Here is a 20,029-nt window from a genome sequence, read left to right as displayed (position 1 = left end):
CCAATATCACCCCAAAACCTGACATTACGCGCGGCCATGACGTCGGATGTGACACGAGGAAAACACCCAAGGGCGCTCTTCCCGCGGGAAGAGCGCCCTTGGATGTGCAAGCCGTGGACCTGGCACCGCCGCCTGTCAGGAGGCGTGGACCACGTCCTTCTCCTCGGCGAAGTGGCACGCCGACTCGTGCGCGGCCGGGGTGTCCGCACCCTGGAAGCGCTCGGGGATCGCCAGCAGCGGCACCTCGGTGGCGCACTTGTCCTGGGCCTTCCAGCAGCGGGTGCGGAAGCGGCATCCGGACGGGGGGTCCGCCGGGGACGGGACGTCACCGGTGAGGATGATGCGGTCACGACCCTCACGCGCCTGCGGGTCGGGCACCGGGACCGCCGACAGCAGCGCCTGGGTGTAGGGGTGCGTCGGGTGGTCGTAAATCTGCACGTCGGTGCCGATCTCGGCCATCTTGCCCAGATACATCACGCCGACCCGGTCGGAGATGTGACGGACGATCGACAGGTCGTGCGCGATGAAGAGGTAGGAGAGGTTGAACTCGTCCTGGAGCCTCTCCATCAGGTTGATGACCTGCGCCTGGACCGACACGTCCAGGGCCGACACGGGCTCGTCGCAGATGATGATCTCCGGGTTGAGCGCCAGGCCGCGCGCGATGCCGATGCGCTGGCGCTGTCCGCCGGAGAACTGGTGCGGATAGCGGTTGATGTGCTCCGGGTTGAGGCCCACGACCTCGAGCAGGTCCTGCACCTTGCGCTGCCGGTCACCCTTCGGGGCCACATCGGGGTGGATCTCGAAGGGCTCGCCGATGATGTCGCCGACCGTCATCCGCGGGTTGAGCGAGGTGTAGGGGTCCTGGAACACCATCTGGATGTTCCGGCGGACGGCCTTGAGCGCCCGGCCGGACAGCCTGGTGATGTCCTGGCCCTTGTAGAAGATCTCGCCCGCGGTGGCGGTCTCCAGCAGCATCAGCAGCTTCGCGACGGTGGACTTGCCACATCCGGACTCGCCAACGATGCCGAGCGTCTCGCCCTGGTAGAGGTCGAAGGAGATCCCGTCGACCGCCTTGACCGCACCGACTTGCCGCTTGAAGAGGATGCCCTGGGTCAGCGGGAAGTGCTTGACCAGGTTGCGCACCTGAAGGATCGGCTCACCGCGGTCGACCGGAGCGTCGATGGCCGCTACGGCCTCGGCATCGCTGCTCGCGTCGACCGTCTCGACCTCTGTGACGTTCGGGGTCGCGTCCACGGCCTCGTCCTTCTTGCTGGTCTCAGCCATGGATCGTCTCCTTCCAGAAGTGGCACGCGCTGCCGCGGCCGGGCAGCTCGGTGCCGTCCTGTTCGGTCACCGGGTGCAGCAGCGGCACGTCGGTGCGGCACACGTCCTGCGCCTTGAGGCAACGCGGGTTGAAGGCGCAGCCCGACGGGATCTTCATCAGGTTGGGCGGCAGACCCTTGATCGCGAACAGCTCCTGGCCCTTCTGGTCCAGGCGCGGGATGGAGTCGAGCAGTCCGCGGGTGTACGGGTGGGCCGGCCGCCCGTACAGCTCGTGGACGGGTGCCGTCTCCACGATGCGACCCGCGTACATCACCGCGATCTTGTCGGCGACGTCGGCGACGACGCCGAGGTCGTGGGTGATGAGGATCAGGCCCATGTTCTCCTCGCGCTGGAGTTCCGCGAGGAGGTCCATGACCTGGGCCTGGACGGTCACGTCGAGCGCGGTGGTCGGCTCGTCCGCGATGATCAGGTCGGGCTCGAGGGCCAGCGCCATGGCGATCATGATGCGCTGGCGCATGCCGCCGGAGAACTGGTGCGGGTAGTCGTTGACACGTGCCCTGGCGGCCGGGATCTTCACCCGGTCCATCAGCTCGATGGCCTTGGCCTTGGCTTCCTTGCGGGACATGCCCAGGTGTACCCGGAACATCTCGCCGAGCTGGTACCCGACGCTGAGCACGGGGTTCAGCGAGGAGAGGGCGTCCTGGAAGATCATGGCGATGCGCCGGCCGCGGATCTTGCGCCGCTCCTCGGAGGACATCTTCAGCATGTCCTGACCACGGAAGAGGATCTCGCCGTGCGGGATCTTCCCCGGGGGCATGTCGAGGATGCCCATGATCGCCTGGGCGGACACGGACTTGCCGGAGCCGGACTCGCCGAGCACCGCGAGGGTCTCACCGGAGTCGACGCTGTAGCTCACGCCGTTGACGGCCTTGGCCACGCCTTCCCGGGTGTGGAACTCCACGTGGAGATCCTTCACCTCGAGCAGCGGCGCACTGTCGTGGGCGTCCCCGCGCTGGGCGGGGACCGCGCTGGTCTTGTCGATGGTGGTCACGTACGCCCTCCTAGCGCAGCTTCGGGTCGAGGGCGTCGCGCACTGCTTCGCCGAGCATGATGAAGGCCAGGACCGTGATGCTCAGGAACAGTGACGGGAACAGCACCATGTGGGGGGAGGACAGGAAGCGGTCCTGTCCGTCGCTGATCATCAGGCCCCAGGAGATGTTCGGGGCCTGGACACCGATGCCGAGGTATGAGAACGCAGCCTCGGCGGAGATGTACACGCCGAGGTTGATCGTCGTCATGACGATCACCGCCGCGAGTGAGTTCGGCAGGACGTGGCGCACGGCGATGCGCCAGCCGCTGGCACCGAGGGCCTTGGCCGCCACCACGTAGTCGTTGTGCTTGTTGGTGATGACGCCGCCGCGCATGATGCGGAACAGCTGGGGCCAGCCGAGCACCGCCATGATCAGCGAAACGGTGACCACGTTGCCGGAGCCGAGCATCGCCAGGACGAGCAGACCGCCGAGCATGGTGGGGATGGCGAACCAGATCTCGGTGAAACGCGAGATCAGGGAGTCGAGCAGACCGCCCCGCAGACCGGCGATCATGCCGAGGACGCCGCCGGCCACCGTGGTGAGCACGGAGGTCAGCACGCCGACGATGATCGAGTTGCGGGTGCCGTAGATGGCCCGCGTGTAGATGTCACAGCCCTGGACGTCGTAGCCGAACCAGTGCGCGGCACTGGGCTCCTCCACGGAGTGCGACAGGTCGCAGAAGCCCTTGGCGAACGGGTCGCCGCTGGTGAACAGCTGCGGCACGACGGCCATGACGAGCAGACCGAAGATCATCACACCGGATATGAGGAACACCGGATTGCGCCTCAGGTCGCGCCAGGCGTCGCTCCACATGCTGGCGACCCGCTCGGGCTTCGCTTCCTTGCCCTTGCCGCCCTTGCCGCCTTCGGTCTGGGTCACCGGCGCGGCCACGCTGTCCTCAACGGTTGCAGAGGTGTTCTCAGGCATAGCGGATCCTCGGGTCGAGCACGGCGTAGAGCAGGTCCACGACGAGGTTGGCAAAGATGTAGACGAGGACGAGCACGGTCACGATGCCGACGACGACCGGGCCTTCCCGCAGGTAGACGGACTGGAAGAGCTGTCCGCCGATGCCCGGGATGTTGAACAGGCGCTCGGTGATGATCGCGCCGCCCATCAGGGCGCCGAGGTCGACGCCGAGGAAGGTGACGATCGGGATGAGCGCGTTACGCAGGGCGTGCCGGACGATGACCCGTCCCCGTCCCAGGCCCTTCGCGACGGCGGTACGCACGAAGTCCGCGCGCATCGTCTCCATCATGCTGGTCCGGGTGAGCCGGGCGATGTAGGCGAGGGACGCCGAGGCGAGCACCACACCCGGGAGGATCAGGGTCGTCATGTCCTCCGCGTCGTACGAGATGGGCGCGACGGCCCACTTCACGCCCAGCGTCAGCTGGAGCACGTTACCGAGCACGAACGACGGCACGGCGACGAGAAGAAGGGTCGATATGAGGACGATGTTGTCGAGGAACTTGCCGCGGCGAAGGGCGGCGAAGACACCTGCGACGACACCGATGAGCGCCTCGACGGCGAAGGCGATGAGCGCCAGGTTCAGAGTGACCGGGAAGCGCTCGCTCATGATCTCGGAGACCTGGCGGCCCGTGTAGGTCTCGCCGAAGTCACCGGTGAAGACGCCCGAGATGTAGTACCAGTACCGCATGTAGAGCGGGTCGTTGAGGTGGTACTGCTCGCGCAGCAGCGCCGCGATGGCAGGGTCTGCTCTCTTCTCGCCCGCCAGGGCCTGGATCGGGTCACCTGGCAGCAGGAAGACGAGGCAGTACAGAAGGATGGTCGCGCCGAGCAGTACGGGTATCGCCTGCAGCAGACGCCTAATCAGGTATCGACCCATCAGGTCTCCAGTTGTACGGATACCGGGTGCACAACGGAGGGTTATCAGCACACCCGGCTGGGGTTATCGACAGGGAGACGGCAGAGGGGGGTGACGGGCGCTTAGTCCCGTCACCCCCATGCTGTCAGGACCTCTCAGAAGGTCCCGTGAACCGTCAGGCGGGGTTGACCGAAGTCCAGTCCACCTGCGTCATGTTGTCGATACGCAAGCCCGGCTTGATGTTCTTGCTGGTGCCGGCGTTCAGCTTGTAGAAGTACACCGGGATGTACGGCAGCTCCTTCAGCAGGACGTCGTCCGCCTGCTGGTAGGCCTTGACCGCGGCGTCCTCGCTGGTGGCCGTGTCGGCCTGGTCCAGGAACTTCTCGACGTCCTTGTTGACGTAGCCCGAGTAGTTGGAGCCGTTGGTGATGGCGTCCTCGGAGAAGATCGGACGCAGGTAGTTCTCGGCGGCCGGGTAGTCCATCGACCAGGCCATACGGAACGCGCCCTTGTACTTCTTGGCACCCAGGTCGTCGAGGATGGCGCCGAACTGCTCGAACGGCTTGACCGTGACGTCCAGGCCGAGGTTCTTCTCGAGCTGCGCGGCGAGAGCGGAGATCCACTCCTTGTGGCCACCGTCGGCGTTGTAGCCGAGCTCCATCTTGTTGCCCGGCAGGCCGCCCGCGGCGTCGAAGGCCTTCTTCGCCTCGGTCGGGTTGTACTTGCACGCGTCGCCGCACGCACCCTGGCGGTAGCCCGGAACCAGCGGGTTGATGAAGTCGTCCGCGGGGGTACGGGTGTTGAGGAAGATCTTCTCGGTGATCGCCTTCCGGTCGATCGCCATCGAGATGGCCTTGCGGATCTCGGGCTTCGAGAAGGCCTTGTTGGTCGTCGCCGGCGGGAAGCCGAGGTAACCGACACCGGAGTCCGTGCCCTCGATGTAGCGGTCGCCGAGGTCCTTGGAGGCGGTGGCCATCGCGGACGTCGGGATGTTGTCCATGATGTCGACGGCGCCACCGAGCAGGTCGCGGTAGGACGTGTCCTGGTTGTTGTAGATCTTGAAGGTCACACCCGCGATCTTGATGTCCTTGACATCGGGGTGCTTGTCGTACTTGACCGTCTTGATCTGCTGGTTGTGGACGAACTTGCCGTCCATCTTGAAGGGGCCGTTGCCGATCGGGGCGGTCTCGAAGCCCTTGGGGTCCGAGAAGAACGCCTTCGGCAGCGGGTAGAAGGAGTTGAAGCCCAGCATGGTCTTGAAGCTGCTGAACGGAGCCGAGAGCGTGACCTCGAAGGTCTTCTCGTCGACGACCTTCAGGCCCTTCATCTTGTCCGTGGCAGGCTTCTTGCCCTCACCCGGGTTCAGGTCCGCGTAGCCATCGATCTTGGCGTACAGCGGGTTGGTCTCCTGGGTGTTGTCCTGGTTGGCGCCGTAGTTCCAGGCGTCGACGTAGGACTGCGCGGTGACCTTCTCACCGTTGTGGAAGGTGTAGCCGTCCTTGAGCTTGATCGTCCAGACCTTGCTGTCCTTGGTCTCGATCGACGCAGCCATGTCCAGCTGGGCTTCGTTCTTCTCGTCGTACCGCACGAGGCCGGTGAACAGGGCGTTCATGACCTCGGAGCCCTCGGACTCGTACGTGTTCGACGGGACCAGACCGTTCTGGGGCTCCCCGAGCTCCATCACGATCTGACGGGCAGCGCCGTCCTTGCCATTGCTACCGCTACCGCCACCACAGGCGGTCGCGGCCAGGGCGACAACGATCGCACCCGCGACCCACTTGGCGCTCTTGGCACCGCGCATGGGTTCCTCCTCATGAGTTGTCACTTCGAGAAGGGCACAAAAAATCGCCGACACCCCTGACGGCGATGACTTCCGCACCCTGAGTGTGCTCGTGAGTCGGCGCTCCCCACAGCGCTTGACCCGTTGACCCGAGCTCAATGAAGCCAACTATTGGCTACCTTCGCGCCGTAAACCACACCTAAAGAGTCTCGGTTTGACAACATCACTCGTGCCCAGATGGCCAATATCCGGACAAAGGGAGCACAGACAGACACCCGCGAAACGGACTGTTAATACAAGTTCCGGCGAGCAACGTCCGGAAACCGGACGCTCGCACCGAAAAGTGGTTGACTCCGCTTCCGCGGAGTCCGGGCAGCTCAGGGAGGCCGGACGCCTCGCGCGCACAGCGGTGAACGACGGCCGGCCCCGCAGGATCTGCGGGGCCGGTTCTTCGTCGTCTCTACCGTCAGCCGTGCTTGGCGCGCGAGGCGGCGCGGGCACGCTCCCGAGCGTCCAGGTTGACCTTGCGGATACGCACGGCCTCCGGGGTCACCTCGACGCACTCGTCGTCCCGGCAGAACTCCAGGGACTGCTCGAGCGACAGCTTGCGCGGCGGCACGATGGACTCCGCCACATCGGCCGTGGAGGAGCGCATGTTGGTGAGCTTCTTCTCCTTGGTGATGTTCACGTCCATGTCGTCGGAGCGGGAGTTCTCACCGACGATCATGCCCTCGTACACCTCGGTGCCCGGCTCCACGAAGAGGACGCCGCGCTCCTGAAGGTTTGTCATCGCGAAGCCCGTGACCGAACCGGACCGGTCCGCGACCAGCGAACCGTTGTTGCGGGTCGTCAGGGTGCCGAACCAGGGCTCGTGGCCCTCGTGGATCGAGTGGGCGATGCCCGTACCGCGGGTGTTGGTCAGGAACTCCGTGCGGAAGCCGATCAGACCGCGAGACGGGACGACGAACTCCATGCGGACCCAGCCGGAACCGTGGTTCGACATGTTGTCCATGCGGCCCTTGCGCACGCCCATGAGCTGCGTGACCGCGCCCATGTGCTCCTCGGGCACGTCGATGGTCATGCGCTCGACCGGCTCGTGGACCTTGCCGTCGACCTCCTTGGTGACCACCTGCGGCTTGCCGATGGTCAGCTCGAAGCCCTCGCGGCGCATCTGCTCGACCAGGATCGCCAGCGCGAGCTCGCCGCGGCCCTGGACCTCCCAGGCGTCCGGGCGCTCGGTGTCCAGGACTCGCAGCGAGACGTTGCCGATGAGCTCGCGGTCCAGACGGTCCTTGACCTGGCGGGCGGTGACCTTGCGGTCCTTGACCGCGGCCTTGTTGTCCGCGCCCTTGCCGGTGCCGCCCCGGCCGACCAGCGGCGAGGTGTTCGTACCGATGGTCATCGAGATCGCGGGCTCGTCCACCGTGATCAGCGGGAGGGCGATCGGGTTCTCCGGGTCGGCCAGGGTCTCACCGATCATGATCTCGGGGATACCGGCCACCGCGCAGATGTCACCGGGGCCCGCCTTCTCGGCGGGCTTGCGGGTGAGCGCCTCGGTCATCATCAGCTCGGAGATGCGGACGTTGGCGATGGAGCCGTCCCGCTTGATCCAGGCGACGGTCTGACCCTTGCGGAGCTCGCCCTGCTCGACCCGGAGCAGCGCGATACGGCCGAGGAAGTTGTCGGCGTCGAGGTTGGTGACGTGCGCCTGGAGCGGCGCCTCGTCGTCGTAGATCGGCGCCGGGATGTGATCCAGGATGGTGGAGAAGAAGGGCTCCAGGCTCTCGCTGTCGGCCGGGACGGTACCGTCCTCCGGCTTGGTCAGCGAGGCGATGCCGTCACGGCCGCAGGCGTAGACGATCGGGAACTCGATCTGCTCCTCGTCGGCGTCCAGGTCGAGGAAGAGGTCGTAGGTCTCGTTGACGACCTCGTCGATCCGGGAGTCCGGACGGTCCGTCTTGTTGATGCAGAGGATGACGGGCATCCGCCGCTGGAGCGCCTTGCGCAGCACGAACCGGGTCTGCGGCAGCGGGCCCTCGGAGGCGTCCACCAGCAGCACCACGCCGTCGACCATCGACAGACCGCGCTCGACCTCACCGCCGAAGTCGGCGTGGCCGGGGGTGTCGATGATGTTGATCGTGATCGGGGCCCCGCCGTCCTTGGGGTGGTACTTCACCGCCGTGTTCTTGGCGAGGATCGTGATGCCCTTCTCACGCTCCAGGTCGTTCGAGTCCATGACGCGGTCGTCGACGGAGTCGAGCTGGTGCGCGGCGAAGGCTCCGGCCTGCTTCAGCATGGCGTCGACGATGGTCGTCTTGCCGTGGTCGACGTGGGCGACGATGGCTACGTTACGGATGTCGTGGCGCGTGGGCATGAGTGGCTTGCGCTTCTCTCGGATCGTGGGATGCGGCGTCTGTGTGCTCGTACGCCCGCCGGGCGGACGCGCCACGGCTGTGTCCATGGTACGGGCCCGGCGCGGAAGGGGCTTCCCGGCCCGATCGTGAGTGCGGTTCCAGGCATGGCCCTGCCCGCCGGGTTCCCGGCGGGCAGGGATGTATCCGCGGTTGTGTTCCGGTATCAGGCGCTCTTGATCACTTACATCCGCTTGGAGCTGCTTACGGCTGCTTGAAGCCGATGTCCTGGTAGCGGGGCGACGCGTAGCCGAAGGCCCCGACATTGGCCAGATCGTGCCTGACCGCCACGAGCTGCGGGCGCTGGTAGAGGGGAATGGACCCGGCCGCGGCCCAGATGTGCGCGTCGGCCTGCTTCACCAGCTCCGCCGAGTCCTTCTCGTCCAGCTCCGAGAGCGCCCGCTCGAAGAGCTGGTCGATCCGGTCCGTGCCGACCCGGGTGTAGTTCTGCTCCACGAGCAGGGAGCCGTCGGCGGCGGGACGGGGCTTGGCGAAGATCGGCCTGGCGTCGGTCGCGGGGAAGGCGCTGGTGGGCCAGGAATAGAGGGCGAGGTCGTACTGGCCGGACGCGATGTGGTCCTTGAAGTAGCTCTCGTCGGCGACCTTGGTGATCTCGGTGCGGATGCCGACCTCGTCCAGCATGCGGGCGATCCGGTTGCCCACGGTGCGCAGGGTCCCCGAGCCGGGACCCGAGGGGAGGACGAACCTCAGGGTGAGCGGCTTGCCGTCCTTGCCGAGCGGGCCGCTCAACGGGTGCCGGGCGGTGCCCGCGGGAGCGGGGGCGCGGGTGCCGACCGGGGCGTAGGCGCCGGCCATACCGCCCCCGCCCTGCTTGTCGTCCCCCGCCCCGTATCCGTACCCGTCCACCTCGTCACCGGCCGCGGAGTCGTCGTGGGTGCCGTCACCGAGGTACTCGTCCATGACGCGGGTGCGGTCGCTGTCGACGGTGTCGAGGGCGTCGGCCTGACGGCGCAGGGCCGCGCGCTGGACGGCGGCGCTGCGGGCGGGGGCCAGAACGTTCCATCCCGCCTCACGGCCGGGAACCACATCGCCTGGCTTGTCGTCACTGGGGTTGCCGGGGTCCTCGTCCGGCATTGCCTCGTCGTCGTCCGGTGCGAAGCCCGCGGCTCCGCTGTCCTGGCCGGAGGCGCTGTCGTCGGACTCGTCCTGGGTGCCAGAGCTGTCCATGCGGTCGGACCCGTTGCCGTCGCCGGCGTACCGGTTCTGGTTCTGGTTCTGGTCCTCGTCACCGGAGCCGGCTTCGGTCGCGCCCGGGGACTCGGCGCCGGGCACCCCGCCGGACGGCACGGCCGGGGTCTGCGTAGCGGGGGCCTGTGCGGCGGAGCTCTCGGCCACGACGCCCGGAGCGGCCGGGTTCTGGACGGCGGGGGTCTTCCCGGCCGTGCCCCTGCCCGCGTCCGCCTCCGCTCCCGCCTTGGTCCCGTCCGGGACCTTCTGGCGTGCGCCCTCCCTCGTCCACCCCGCGTCGGCGAGCAGCGCCTGCGCCTCCTCGGTGTCGTGACCGCCGAGTGCCGCGCTGCTGTCGGCGTAGGCCCGCTGGCCGACGAGCGCGACATGGCTGCCGACCGGCTGCGCGGGCAGGCCCAGCGGCCCCAGCACGGTCTCCGCGAGCGCCTTTCGGTCGAGCGCGCGGGCCACCGCACGGCGCACCCGCTCGTCCGCGAGCGGCCCGGACTCCCCGTTGAGGGCGAGCTGGGTGTAAGCGGGCTCCAGAGACTTGCGGACCACGAAGTCCCGCAGCGCGATCTGCTCCTTCGCGTACTCCGCCTGGGCGGCCTCCCCGGGTCCCCCGGCGAGCTGGGCCGTCTCGGCCTCGTCCTCGTCGGCCCCGTAGGCCTTGGCCAGGGAGGTCGGCGTGGATCCCGTTCCCGGGGCGCCGGAAGTCCGCGCGGTGGGGCCGTTCTTCCCGTCCCGTACGGCGACGGCGATCCGGTCCGCGACACTCCGGTCGATCTCGGCCACGTCGACCGTGCCCGCGGCGAGTGCGGTGGCGCGCTTGTCGCGCGCCACCGCCCGCAGCACAAGCGAGTCGAGCCGGGCGGGCGTCCCCCACCAGCGCGGGTTGCGGACGAGTGTCACCGTCCCGGCCTCGCGGTTGGTGGACTGGAGCATGAAGGGGCCCGCGGAGGTCTTCAGTGCCTTGCGGGCCTCCTCGTTGAACGCCGCCGGAGCCCCCATGACCTCCTTGGGGTACAGCGGTGTGAACAGGGCCTGCCAGTCGGCGTAGGGCTTGGCGAAGGTGACCCGGACCTCAAGGTCGTTCTTGCCGCGCTCGACCTTCTCGATCCGGTCGTAGCCGGCGTTGCGCGCACTCCAGTACGCCGTGTCCTTGCCGCTCAGCGCCCGCCACTGGGCGACGAAGTCGGGCGCCCCGATCTCCCGGCCGTTGCCCCAGACCGCCTGCTCGCTGAGCTTGTAGACGACGACCTGCCTGGGCTCGCGCTGTGTGACCTCGGCCGACACCAGATAGTCCGCGTTGCGCTGCGGACGGCCGTGCTCGTCGAGCCGGAAGAGGGCCGGGAGCACCGCGCCGGTGACCCGGGAGGTCGCGGCGTCGGCATCGGCCTGGAAGGCGTTGAAGGTCGCGGGCACGGCGTCGACGGCCCAGTGCAGGGTTCCGCCGTCGTCGAGCCGGTCGGGGGCGGCTGCACCGATGTCCATGGGCACCGGCTTCGCGCGCGCCCCCGGCTGCGCCGTGGTGCACCCGGCCAGCACGGGCAGCGCGATCACCCCGCTGGTGAGGAGGGCGAGAGCGGAGCGCAGGGTCCTGCGGCGCAACCGGCGCACGGCGACGACGTCGGGCATGGCCTGTACCTCTTCGTGCTGGTTCGAATTCGTCTTGGTTCCGGACACTTCAGGCTGATATGGAAATTTAGCGATGATCACACTGATTCCGCCTACACTGAAAGGCACGGTGGCCAGGACGCACCGCCGACACGGCGGGGCGGCCGGTAAACCCACCCATGCGGCCCACCGGGGATGCCCTCCTCCGGGTGGCGCGCGGCGGGAATCGGTGCACACGCCTTCACAACGGGGGATGTGACGCGCGACACTCGCAGGCGCACAAGGAGCCCTCTGGGGAGCGACCCCAGACACCCGCATGCCACCCGCGACCGCGGAAGTGAGGGCAACACATGTCCGTGCAGGACGAATTGACGGCGGTCAAGCGCTGTCTCGACGACCTGACCCGTACGGTCAACCGGCTGGAGCAGAGCCTTCAGCGTGAGGACGCGTCCCGCGCCCAGTCGGTCCACCGCCCCGAGCATCTGGTCAGCATTCCCGACACCCCATACGACAGCACTCTGTGGACGGACTCGGACGACGAGGGCTTGGGCGCGCGCGACCGACACGCCCCTTAAAGGCCGACGTTCCTCCGGACTCGCAAGGCTCGCGTGCCGCTGACGCACGCCCCCGAAAGAGCTGTCCTAGGAGACCTCGTTGGCCACAGGCACCCAACCTCACAGCGCTCACAGCGGGACGGGCGTGCACAGCGCATCCCGCGCCGAGATCACCCCCCGCCACCTCCGGACCGACCGCTGGTGGCTGGCGCCCGGCGTCACCGCGGCCGGTCTGCTCGCCTTCGTCGTCTACTCGACCTGGCGAGCCTTCGCCAACAGCGACTACTACGCCGCGCCCTACGTCTCGCCGTTCTACTCGCCCTGCCTCGCCGAGAACTGCGAGACCATGCGGGGCGGGCCCAACTGGGAGATCTTCGGAAGCTGGTGGGGCCTCTCCCCCGCGCTGCTGATCCTGATCTTCCCGCTGGGCTTCCGGCTGACCTGCTACTACTACCGCAAGGCCTATTACCGGGGCTTCTGGGCGTCACCACCGGCCTGCGCGGTGGCCGAGCCGCACAGCAAGTACACGGGCGAGACCCGCTTCCCGCTGATCCTCCAGAACGTGCACCGGTACTTCTTCTACCTGGCGCTGCCGGTCGCCGGAATCCTCACCTACGACACCGTGCTGGCGTTCCGCGACGAGCACTACGCCTGGGGCCATATGGGGCTGGGCACGCTCGTCTTCCTCGTCAACATCGTGCTGATCTGGGCGTACACCCTGTCCTGCCACTCCTGCCGGCACATCATCGGCGGACGCCTGAAGCACTTCTCCAAGCACCCGGTGCGCTACCGCCTGTGGGGCCTGGTCAGCAGGCTGAACGGACACCACATGCTGCTCGCCTGGGCATCGCTGGTCAGCGTGGCGCTCGCGGACTTCTACGTGTATCTGCTCGCCAGCGGCGCCTTCGCCGATCCGCGGTTCTTCTAGGTGCTTCGTCCAGGTGCTAGGGAAGGTGCTCATCGATGACCGAGCTGGAACGCCAGGAGTGGGACGTCGTCGTGGTGGGTGCGGGGGGCGCGGGGCTGCGGGCCGCCATCGAGGCGCGTGAGCAGGGCGCCCGTACCGCCGTGATCTGCAAGTCGCTCTTCGGCAAGGCGCACACGGTCATGGCGGAGGGCGGGATCGCCGCCTCCATGGCCAATGCGAACGCCCATGACAACTGGCAGGTCCACTTCCGCGACACCATGCGCGGCGGCAAGTTCCTCAACCAGTGGCGGATGGCGGAACTGCACGCCCAGGAGGCGCCCGAGAGGGTCTGGGAACTGGAGACCTGGGGCGCGCTCTTCGACCGCACGAAGGACGGGAGGATCTCCCAGCGCAACTTCGGCGGCCATGAGTACCCGCGCCTCGCCCATGTCGGCGACCGGACGGGCCTGGAGCTGATCCGGACCCTCCAGCAGAAGATCGTCTCCCTCCAGCAGGAGGACAAGGCCACGTTCGGGGACTACGAGGCCCGGCTGAAGGTCTTCCAGGAGTGCACGGTGACGCGCGTCCTCAAGGACGGCGAGCGAAGCGAGGCGGGGGCACCCCCCGGCCGAGGGCCCGGGGGGAGTGTCTCGGGGGTCTTCTGCTACGAACGCGAGTCGGGCCGCTTCTTCGTGCTCGAAGCGCCCGCCGTGGTGCTGGCCACCGGCGGGATCGGCAAGTCCTTCAAGGTGACCTCGAACTCCTGGGAGTACACGGGCGACGGGCAGGCGCTGGCGCTGCTCGCCGGGGCTCCGCTGGTCAACATGGAGTTCGTGCAGTTCCATCCGACCGGGATGGTCTGGCCGCCGTCGGTGAAGGGGATCCTCGTCACCGAGTCGGTGCGTGGCGACGGAGGGGTGCTGCGCAACAGCGACGGCAAGCGGTTCATGTTCGACTACGTCCCGGATGTCTTCAAGGAGAAGTACGCGGAGTCCGAGGAGGAGGGCGACCGCTGGTACGAGGACCCGGACAACAACCGGCGGCCGCCCGAGCTGCTCCCCCGTGACGAGGTCGCCCGCGCCATCAACGCCGAGGTGAAGGCTGGCCGTGGCTCCCCCCACGGCGGGGTGTTCCTTGATGTGTCGACCCGGATGCCCGCCGAGGTGATCCGGCGTCGGCTGCCCTCCATGTACCACCAGTTCAAGGAGCTGGCGGACGTGGACATCACGGCGGAGGCGATGGAGGTCGGACCCACCTGCCACTACGTGATGGGCGGTGTCGCCGTCGAGTCCGACAGCGCCGCCGCGGTCGGCGTCCCCGGCCTCTTCGCGGCGGGCGAGGTCGCGGGGGGAATGCACGGGTCCAACCGGCTCGGCGGCAACTCCCTCTCCGATCTGCTGGTGTTCGGCCGCCGGGCCGGGCTGCACGCCGCCCGGTATGCGGCCAGCCTCGACGGGAACAGGCCGGTCGTGGACGGGGCCCAGATCGACACGGCCGCGGCGGAGGCGCTGCGGCCGTTCAGCGCGGCGAGCCCGGAGCCCGGTGCGGCGCCCGAGAACCCGTACACGCTCCACCAGGAGCTCCAGCAGTCCATGAACGACCTGGTCGGCATCATCCGGCGCGAGCCCGAGATGCTGCAGGCCCTCAAGAAGCTGGCGGAGCTCAGGGTCCGCGCCCGGCGTGCCGGGGTCGAGGGACACCGGCAGTTCAACCCGGGCTGGCACCTGTCCCTGGATCTGCGGAACATGCTGCTGGTCAGCGAGTGCATCGCCCGCGCGGCGCTGGAACGCAACGAGAGCCGCGGCGGGCACACCCGTGAGGACTTCCCCGGGATGGACCGCGAGTGGCGCCGGATCAATCTGCTGTGCCGCCTGGCGGACCCCACGGGAGCACTCGCGGCCGCCGATCCGGCCCGGGGCCAGATCGAACTCGTCCGCACGACCACCGAGCCCATCCGCAACGACCTGCTCGCCCTCTTCGAGAAGGAGGAGCTGGTCAAGTACCTCGCCGAAGAGGAGCTGTACGCATGAGCACGTACGACGCTCGGTTCAGGGTGTGGCGAGGCGACCCGGAGGGCGGGGATCTCACGGACTTCACGGTCGAGGTCCACGACGGTGAAGTCGTCCTCGACATCATCCACCGGCTCCAGGCCACCCAGGCACCGGATCTGGCGGTGCGCTGGAACTGCAAGGCGGGCAAGTGCGGCTCATGCAGCGCGGAGATCAACGGCCGCCCGCGGCTGATGTGCATGACCCGGATGTCGGTCTTCTCACGCGAGGAGACGATCACGGTCACCCCGCTGCGGGCCTTCCCGGTGGTGCGCGACCTGGTCACGGATGTCTCCTTCAACTACGCCAAGGCCCGTGAGGTCCCCTCCTTCGTCCCGCCCCCCGGGCTCGCCCCGGGCGATTACCGCATGCAGCAGTCCGATGTGGACCGCTCCCAGGAGTTCCGCAAGTGCATCGAGTGCTTCCTGTGCCAGGACACCTGCCATGTGGTGCGTGACCACGAGGAGAACAAGCCCGCCTTCGCCGGCCCCCGCTTCCTGATGCGGGTCGCCGAGCTGGACATGCACCCACTCGACGCGGCAGCCGATTCCGGCATCGACCGCAAGCGCACCGCCCAGGACGAGCACGGCCTGGGCTACTGCAACATCACCAAGTGCTGCACCGAGGTGTGCCCCGAGGGCATCAAGATCACCGACAACGCCCTGATCCCCCTGAAGGAACGCGCGGTGGACCGCAAGTACGACCCGCTGGTCTGGCTGGGGAGCAGGATCCGGCGCCGGACGCAGTGACGGGCCGCGCCGCGCATCCGGCGGCCCGTCCTGTGACGGCCGCCGGATGCCCGGTGCCCTGCCCTGGCCCGGTCAGTGCCAGCCCTCGCGGTAGGCCGCCCAGTCCCCCTCCTGCGCCGCGAAGTCGACGTACAGCGCCACACCGAACCGCTCCCGGCCCGGGTCCGTGCGCCCGAGGCCGAGCCGGACGCCCCGGATCGCCGCGGACACCGTCTCGGCGTTCTCCCAGTGCCCGATGTCGTCCTCGTGGAAGAACGGCAGGCCCATGAGCACGTCGGTGCCGTCGGGGGCGACTTCCAGGGCCAGCGAGGTCTGCTGGGCGACATAGCCGCCGTACAGGCTCTCCAGCGGCATCCATGTGTCGTACGACATCACCGCTATCTGGTCCACCCGGCGCGCCACCTCGCCGAAGAACTGCTGGGACCACCACTTGCCCCGCCCGGTGAGCGCGCTGTTGGCCGCGTGCGCGGCCGGCAGCGGGTCTATCTGGTGGGCGGCCACCGAGAGCGGGACCCGGCGCTGCGCCGTGAGCCGCCGAAGATCGTCCAGCAGTGACAGGTAGTCATGGTCTCCCGATTGCAAGGGCTCCAGATCGAAGTGCACTCCGTCGAACCCGGCGTCCAGCACCTGATCCGCGGACCGCACCACCGCCGCACGGCTCGCCCGGTCGGACAGCCTCAGCCCGTCCGGCGACTCGCCGGCCAGCTTGTCCCCGAGCCAGGCCTGCACCCGCACCTCCGGCATCGCGCGGTGCACGCCGTCGATCAGCCACCGTGCCCGCACATAGCGCTCCGCGGGCAGCGTCCCGTCGTGTTCCAGCGGTCCCGCGTGCACATACAGGTCCCGTATCCCCGTCCCCCGTATCCGCGCGGCGAATGCGGCGAGGTCGGCGTCCTTCCGTCTGCCGTCCACCCAGGCGTGGCCGAGCCAGACGGCGTCCTTGCCACGGGTCGTGGTGCCCTTCCCGTACTCCCCCGCGTAGTTGAGCCGCAGAGCCGCGGCCCCCGTCGTGACGGGCACGACCAGGAGCAGGGCAAGCGCGAGCGCGATCCGCCGCGGCCACCTCAGCCGTGGACTCCCGAGCGACGAGCACACGCGGCGCGGCAGGGCGCGTAGTCGCGCCTTCATCAGTCGTGCCTTCAACATAACCCCCGTCAGCAATGCTGTGTGCAGCAGTGGTGCGTACGATCACCACCCTAGGACCCGCCACTGACAGTGACGATCACGCAGCGTGCACAGCTTGCTCGGCGCGCGAGAGGCATCCGATATCCGTCGGCGAACCAGGCTCCTTCAGCCGGCGCAGCTCTCCGCCGGCAGCACAGAACCGTGCCCGACGCCACCGAAGAACTTCCGCGCCCCGCCGCGCTCGCGCGGCGGGGTGACCCGCTCGCGCGCTCCCGCCCACGTCATCCGCGTCGCCTCCCCATGCGGCCGGATGAGTACGAGGCGTTCGCACGGTCTCACGGGTGTCCGCTCCGCCCGGTCTCCGGTCGCGCACCCCCCGGCACGGACATAACCTCCGAAACGTGACACGAATAGCCACCCGGGCGTTGCTCGCCCTGCTGGTGGCGGCGTGGTGGCTCATCGTGCCCGCCGCTCACGGCGACGCACGCGCCGAGGACCCGGTGCGGCTGTCGGGACAGGGCCAGATCACCGATCCCGTGGACGCACTCGGCGATCTGGACGGGCAGGTGGCGGCGGCTCTGGACCGTCTCTACGACGACCACCAGGTGCAGCTGTTCGTCGTGTACGTGCATGACTTCTCCGGCCGCCCCGCCCAGACCTGGGCCGACGAGACCGCGACGAAGAACGGACTGGGCCGCGACGACATCCTGCTCGCGGTGGCCACGCGCGACCGGCAGTACGCCTACTCCGCCGACCCCGACTCACCTCTGTCCCAGGACCAGCTCGGCGACGTGGCCCGTACGGCGATCGAACCGGCACTGCGGCAGAACGACTGGGCGGGTGCCGCGATCGGGGCGGCGAACGGCTACACCGCCGTGCTGTCCGGACGGCCCGTGCCCACCCCCTCCATCACTCCCGGGGTCGCCGACCCCGGCGGCGGCGAGCAGCAAGGGGCGTCCGGCACGGACCTGATCGTGCCGATCGCCGTGGCCGGCGGGGCGAGTGCGCTCGCCGTGTACGCCTACACCCGCCGCAGGCGGCGGGCCACGGAGCGCACCACTCCCGGTGGCGCGGTGCGCGAGCAGGGCTGGAGCCACCGGGAGGAGCCCGGCACGGAGCACGCCGCTGCGCTGCTCGGGCTGCCGGAGCTCGACGCCCAGGCCAAGCAGACCCTCGTCGAGACGGACGACGCGATCCGCACGAGCCGGGAGGAACTGGGCTTCGCCACGGCGCAGTTCGGCGAGGAGGCCACCAAGCCCTTCACCGAGGCGCTGAAGTACGCCCAAGGCGAGCTGACGGCCGCCTTCCGGCTGCGGCAGGCTCTCGACGACGCCTATCCGGAGGACGACGCGACCCGGCGTCAGATGCTGGACGAGATCATCTCCCGCTGCGCGGAGGCCAACCGGAGGCTGGACGCGGAGACCGAGGGCTTCGACCGGTTGCGCGCCCTCGAGGAGAACGCGCCACACGCCCTCGCCGCGGCCGACACGGTCTACCGCGAGCTCACCGGCCGGGCGGACACCGCCGAGGCCACACTGAACGTGATGCGCCGGCGCTACGCCGAGTCCGCTTCCGCGCCCGTGGCCGTGGACGTCGAACAAGCCAGGCAACGGTTGCTGTTCGCGTCGACCACCCTCGACGGGGCGCGCCGCGCCCTGGAGGGGGGCGACAACGCCGCCTCGGCCGTCCGGATCAGGGCGGCCGAGGGCGCGGTCGACCAGGCCACCCGGCTCATCGACGCGGTCGACCGGCGCGCCCAGGACCTGGCGGAGGCGGCGGGCAAGCTCCCGGGTGCGCTCAGCGAGACCGACGCGGACCTGGCCGACGCACGGGGTCTGCTGGAAGGGACGGTGGCGGGCATGTCGACGGCCGACCTCCAGGGGCGTATCGCCCGCGCGGAATCGGTCGTCGCCGAGGTGCGGCACGCGGTGGAGACCGGCCCGTACGACCCGATCGACGCACTGCGTCGGGTGGAGGAGGCTGACGCCATGCTGGACGAGGCACTGGCGGGTGCGCGGGAACGCGAGCAGGCGGTACGCCGGGCCGGGGCCCTGCTCGAACAGGCGACGCTCACCGCCCGTTCGGCGGTCACCGCGGCCACGGACTTCATCACCACACACCGCGGGGCCGTGGGCGCCCAGGCCCGCACCCGGCTCACGGAGGCGCACCGCCGGCTGGGGCGGGCTGACGAGCTCGCGGACGCGGACCCCCAGGGCGCGCTGACCGAGGCCCAGCAGGCGGACGCGCTCGCCCGGCAGGCGCAGAGTCTCGCCGAGCAGGATGTGCGGTCCTACGGAAGCCCCTTCGGGTCCGGCGGCCCTGGCGGAGGCGGTGGACGGGCAGGCGGGGGCGGGCTCAGCGGGGCCGTGCTCGGCGGGATCATCCTGGGCGGGCTGTTCGGCGGTGGCGGATTCGGCGGAGGGCCGGGCGGTGGCGGCTTCGGCGGGCGGCCCGGGAGTTTCGGCGGGGGCGGCACACGCGGCCGGATGGGAGGCGGCGGCCGCTTCTGACCCCGCCGGCACAGGAGCGAAGGAACCAAGGGACCACATTCCGCACAAGGGATTCCGCACAAGGAGAGGCGCCATGACCAAGCAGACCATCCTCGGCCGGGTCGGCCAGCTGGCGAAGGCCAACATCAACGCGCTCCTGGATCAGGCCGAGGACCCGCAGAAGATGCTCGACCAGCTGATCCGGGACTACACCAACAACATCGCCGAGGCCGAGCAGGCCGTCGCGAGCACCATCGGCAATCTGCGGTTGATGGAACAGGACCACAGGGAGGACGTGGAAGCTGCCGGGGAGTGGGGCGGGAAGGCGCTTGCGGCGAGCAGGAAGGCCGATGAGCTGAGGACGTCGGGGCAGGGCGCGGAGGCGGACACCTTCGACAATCTCGCCAAGGTCGCGTTGCAGCGGCAGTTGCAGTCCGAGCGGGAGGCGAGGACGGCGGAGCCCACCATCGCCGCGCAGACGGAAGTCGTGGACAAGCTCAAGGAGGGGCTCGGCCAGATGCGGGCCAGGCTCGGTGAGCTCAAGGCGAAACGGGACGAGCTGGTGGCCAGGTCCAAGTCCGCGCAGGCGCAGAACCAGATGATGGACGCGGTCAAGAACATCGACGTGCTGGATCCGACGAGCGAGCTCAGCCGGTTCGAGGACAAGGTGCGCCGGGAGGAGGCCAAGGCCGTGGGCAAGCAGGAGCTGGCCGCCTCGTCGCTGGACGCGCAGTTCGAGCAGCTGGACGCCCTGGGCGACGGCGCGGAGATCGAGGCACGGCTGGCGGCCCTCAAGGCCGCGTAGGCCTGGCCGGGCGGTTCTCGAGAGGCGGCCTGCGGCGTGGGCTGCGGAGGAGCGACCCGGGCCCTCCGGGTCTGGGGGAGCCTCACCAGGCGGTGCGGGCGCCCCGGCCTGAGTCCGAGGGAGGCCGCCCGGCCCCGGAGGACCGCCGGGACAGGGCCC

At 69.0% G+C, this 20,029-nt stretch carries 14 protein-coding genes; 6 read left to right on the top strand and 8 right to left on the bottom strand.

Features of this window, described 5'->3' with window-relative positions:
• Positions 1-135: 135 nt before the first annotated feature.
• The 7 genes from ABZ532_RS02365 to ABZ532_RS02335 all read right to left on the bottom strand — a co-directional run bounded on the left by ABZ532_RS02365 (position 136) and on the right by ABZ532_RS02335 (position 11,214).
• Positions 136-1,284 carry a dipeptide ABC transporter ATP-binding protein gene (locus ABZ532_RS02365; RefSeq protein ID WP_361278795.1) on the bottom strand — a complete coding sequence of 383 codons (1,149 nt, stop codon included), beginning with the start codon at positions 1,282-1,284 and terminating at the stop codon, positions 136-138.
• Positions 1,277-2,335, bottom strand: a complete 1,059-nt coding sequence (locus tag ABZ532_RS02360) for an ABC transporter ATP-binding protein (protein ID WP_361278793.1) — start codon at positions 2,333-2,335, stop codon at positions 1,277-1,279. The genes ABZ532_RS02365 and ABZ532_RS02360 overlap by 8 nt, the downstream gene beginning before the upstream one ends.
• A 10-nt stretch (positions 2,336-2,345) precedes the next feature.
• Positions 2,346-3,302 carry an ABC transporter permease gene (locus tag ABZ532_RS02355; RefSeq protein WP_361278791.1) on the bottom strand — a complete coding sequence of 319 codons (957 nt, stop codon included), beginning with the start codon at positions 3,300-3,302 and terminating at the stop codon, positions 2,346-2,348.
• Positions 3,295-4,218 carry an ABC transporter permease gene (locus tag ABZ532_RS02350; RefSeq protein ID WP_361278788.1) on the bottom strand — a complete coding sequence of 308 codons (924 nt, stop codon included), beginning with the start codon at positions 4,216-4,218 and terminating at the stop codon, positions 3,295-3,297. Before ABZ532_RS02350 ends, ABZ532_RS02355 begins: the two co-directional genes overlap by 8 nt.
• A 154-nt stretch (positions 4,219-4,372) precedes the next feature.
• The gene (locus ABZ532_RS02345; RefSeq protein WP_361278786.1) at positions 4,373-5,998 is read right to left on the bottom strand and encodes an ABC transporter substrate-binding protein; all 1,626 of its coding nucleotides are present in this window, start codon (positions 5,996-5,998) and stop codon (positions 4,373-4,375) included.
• A 445-nt stretch (positions 5,999-6,443) separates the two neighbouring features.
• On the bottom strand, positions 6,444-8,351 hold the full coding sequence (typA, locus tag ABZ532_RS02340; protein WP_361278784.1) for a translational GTPase TypA: 1,908 nt from the start codon (positions 8,349-8,351) through the stop codon (positions 6,444-6,446).
• Between the two features lie 241 nt (positions 8,352-8,592).
• The gene (locus ABZ532_RS02335; protein ID WP_361278782.1) at positions 8,593-11,214 is read right to left on the bottom strand and encodes an ABC transporter substrate-binding protein; all 2,622 of its coding nucleotides are present in this window, start codon (positions 11,212-11,214) and stop codon (positions 8,593-8,595) included.
• 329 nt (positions 11,215-11,543) lie between these two features.
• On the opposite strand from ABZ532_RS02335, the gene ABZ532_RS02330 reads away from it, so the two are divergent.
• The 4 genes from ABZ532_RS02330 (at position 11,544) to ABZ532_RS02315 (ending at position 15,451) form a co-directional block, all read left to right on the top strand.
• On the top strand, positions 11,544-11,768 hold the full coding sequence (locus ABZ532_RS02330) for a hypothetical protein (protein WP_361278780.1): 225 nt from the start codon (positions 11,544-11,546) through the stop codon (positions 11,766-11,768).
• 79 nt (positions 11,769-11,847) lie between these two features.
• Positions 11,848-12,675, top strand: a complete 828-nt coding sequence (locus tag ABZ532_RS02325; protein WP_361278777.1) for a hypothetical protein — start codon at positions 11,848-11,850, stop codon at positions 12,673-12,675.
• A gap of 35 nt (positions 12,676-12,710) precedes the next feature.
• On the top strand, positions 12,711-14,684 hold the full coding sequence (locus tag ABZ532_RS02320) for a fumarate reductase/succinate dehydrogenase flavoprotein subunit (protein ID WP_361278775.1): 1,974 nt from the start codon (positions 12,711-12,713) through the stop codon (positions 14,682-14,684).
• Positions 14,681-15,451, top strand: a complete 771-nt coding sequence (locus tag ABZ532_RS02315; RefSeq protein WP_361278772.1) for a succinate dehydrogenase/fumarate reductase iron-sulfur subunit — start codon at positions 14,681-14,683, stop codon at positions 15,449-15,451. The genes ABZ532_RS02320 and ABZ532_RS02315 overlap by 4 nt, the downstream gene beginning before the upstream one ends.
• Positions 15,452-15,523: 72 nt before the next feature.
• Here the strand turns inward: ABZ532_RS02315 and ABZ532_RS02310 are convergent, their stop codons facing one another.
• Complete coding sequence (locus ABZ532_RS02310; protein ID WP_361278770.1) at positions 15,524-16,579, bottom strand: hypothetical protein; 1,056 nt, start codon at positions 16,577-16,579, stop codon at positions 15,524-15,526.
• Positions 16,580-16,977: 398 nt separating this feature from the next.
• Here ABZ532_RS02310 and ABZ532_RS02305 point away from each other — a divergent pair, with 398 nt between their 5' ends.
• Positions 16,978-19,086 carry a TPM domain-containing protein gene (locus tag ABZ532_RS02305; RefSeq protein ID WP_361278768.1) on the top strand — a complete coding sequence of 703 codons (2,109 nt, stop codon included), beginning with the start codon at positions 16,978-16,980 and terminating at the stop codon, positions 19,084-19,086.
• Positions 19,087-19,159: 73 nt separating this feature from the next.
• On the top strand, positions 19,160-19,870 hold the full coding sequence (locus tag ABZ532_RS02300) for a PspA/IM30 family protein (protein ID WP_361278765.1): 711 nt from the start codon (positions 19,160-19,162) through the stop codon (positions 19,868-19,870).
• The last annotated feature ends 159 nt before the right edge of the window (positions 19,871-20,029 follow it).

Origin of the sequence: Streptomyces sp. NPDC019396, from assembly GCF_040632375.1 — a bacterium.
Lineage (GTDB): Bacteria > Actinomycetota > Actinomycetes > Streptomycetales > Streptomycetaceae > Streptomyces.
This window is presented reverse-complemented; position numbering and strand designations above follow the sequence as displayed.

Coding starts and splice junctions, on each gene's coding strand:
- ABZ532_RS02365 (WP_361278795.1), bottom strand. CDS start 1,284: ATGGCTGAGACCAGCAAGAAGGACGAGGCCGTGGACGCGACCCCGAAC.
- ABZ532_RS02355 (WP_361278791.1), bottom strand. CDS start 3,302: ATGCCTGAGAACACCTCTGCAACCGTTGAGGACAGCGTGGCCGCGCCG.
- ABZ532_RS02350 (WP_361278788.1), bottom strand. CDS start 4,218: ATGGGTCGATACCTGATTAGGCGTCTGCTGCAGGCGATACCCGTACTG.
- ABZ532_RS02345 (WP_361278786.1), bottom strand. CDS start 5,998: ATGCGCGGTGCCAAGAGCGCCAAGTGGGTCGCGGGTGCGATCGTTGTC.
- typA (WP_361278784.1), bottom strand. CDS start 8,351: ATGCCCACGCGCCACGACATCCGTAACGTAGCCATCGTCGCCCACGTC.
- ABZ532_RS02335 (WP_361278782.1), bottom strand. CDS start 11,214: ATGCCCGACGTCGTCGCCGTGCGCCGGTTGCGCCGCAGGACCCTGCGC.
- ABZ532_RS02330 (WP_361278780.1), top strand. CDS start 11,544: ATGTCCGTGCAGGACGAATTGACGGCGGTCAAGCGCTGTCTCGACGAC.
- ABZ532_RS02320 (WP_361278775.1), top strand. CDS start 12,711: ATGACCGAGCTGGAACGCCAGGAGTGGGACGTCGTCGTGGTGGGTGCG.
- ABZ532_RS02315 (WP_361278772.1), top strand. CDS start 14,681: ATGAGCACGTACGACGCTCGGTTCAGGGTGTGGCGAGGCGACCCGGAG.
- ABZ532_RS02310 (WP_361278770.1), bottom strand. CDS start 16,579: ATGAAGGCGCGACTACGCGCCCTGCCGCGCCGCGTGTGCTCGTCGCTC.
- ABZ532_RS02300 (WP_361278765.1), top strand. CDS start 19,160: ATGACCAAGCAGACCATCCTCGGCCGGGTCGGCCAGCTGGCGAAGGCC.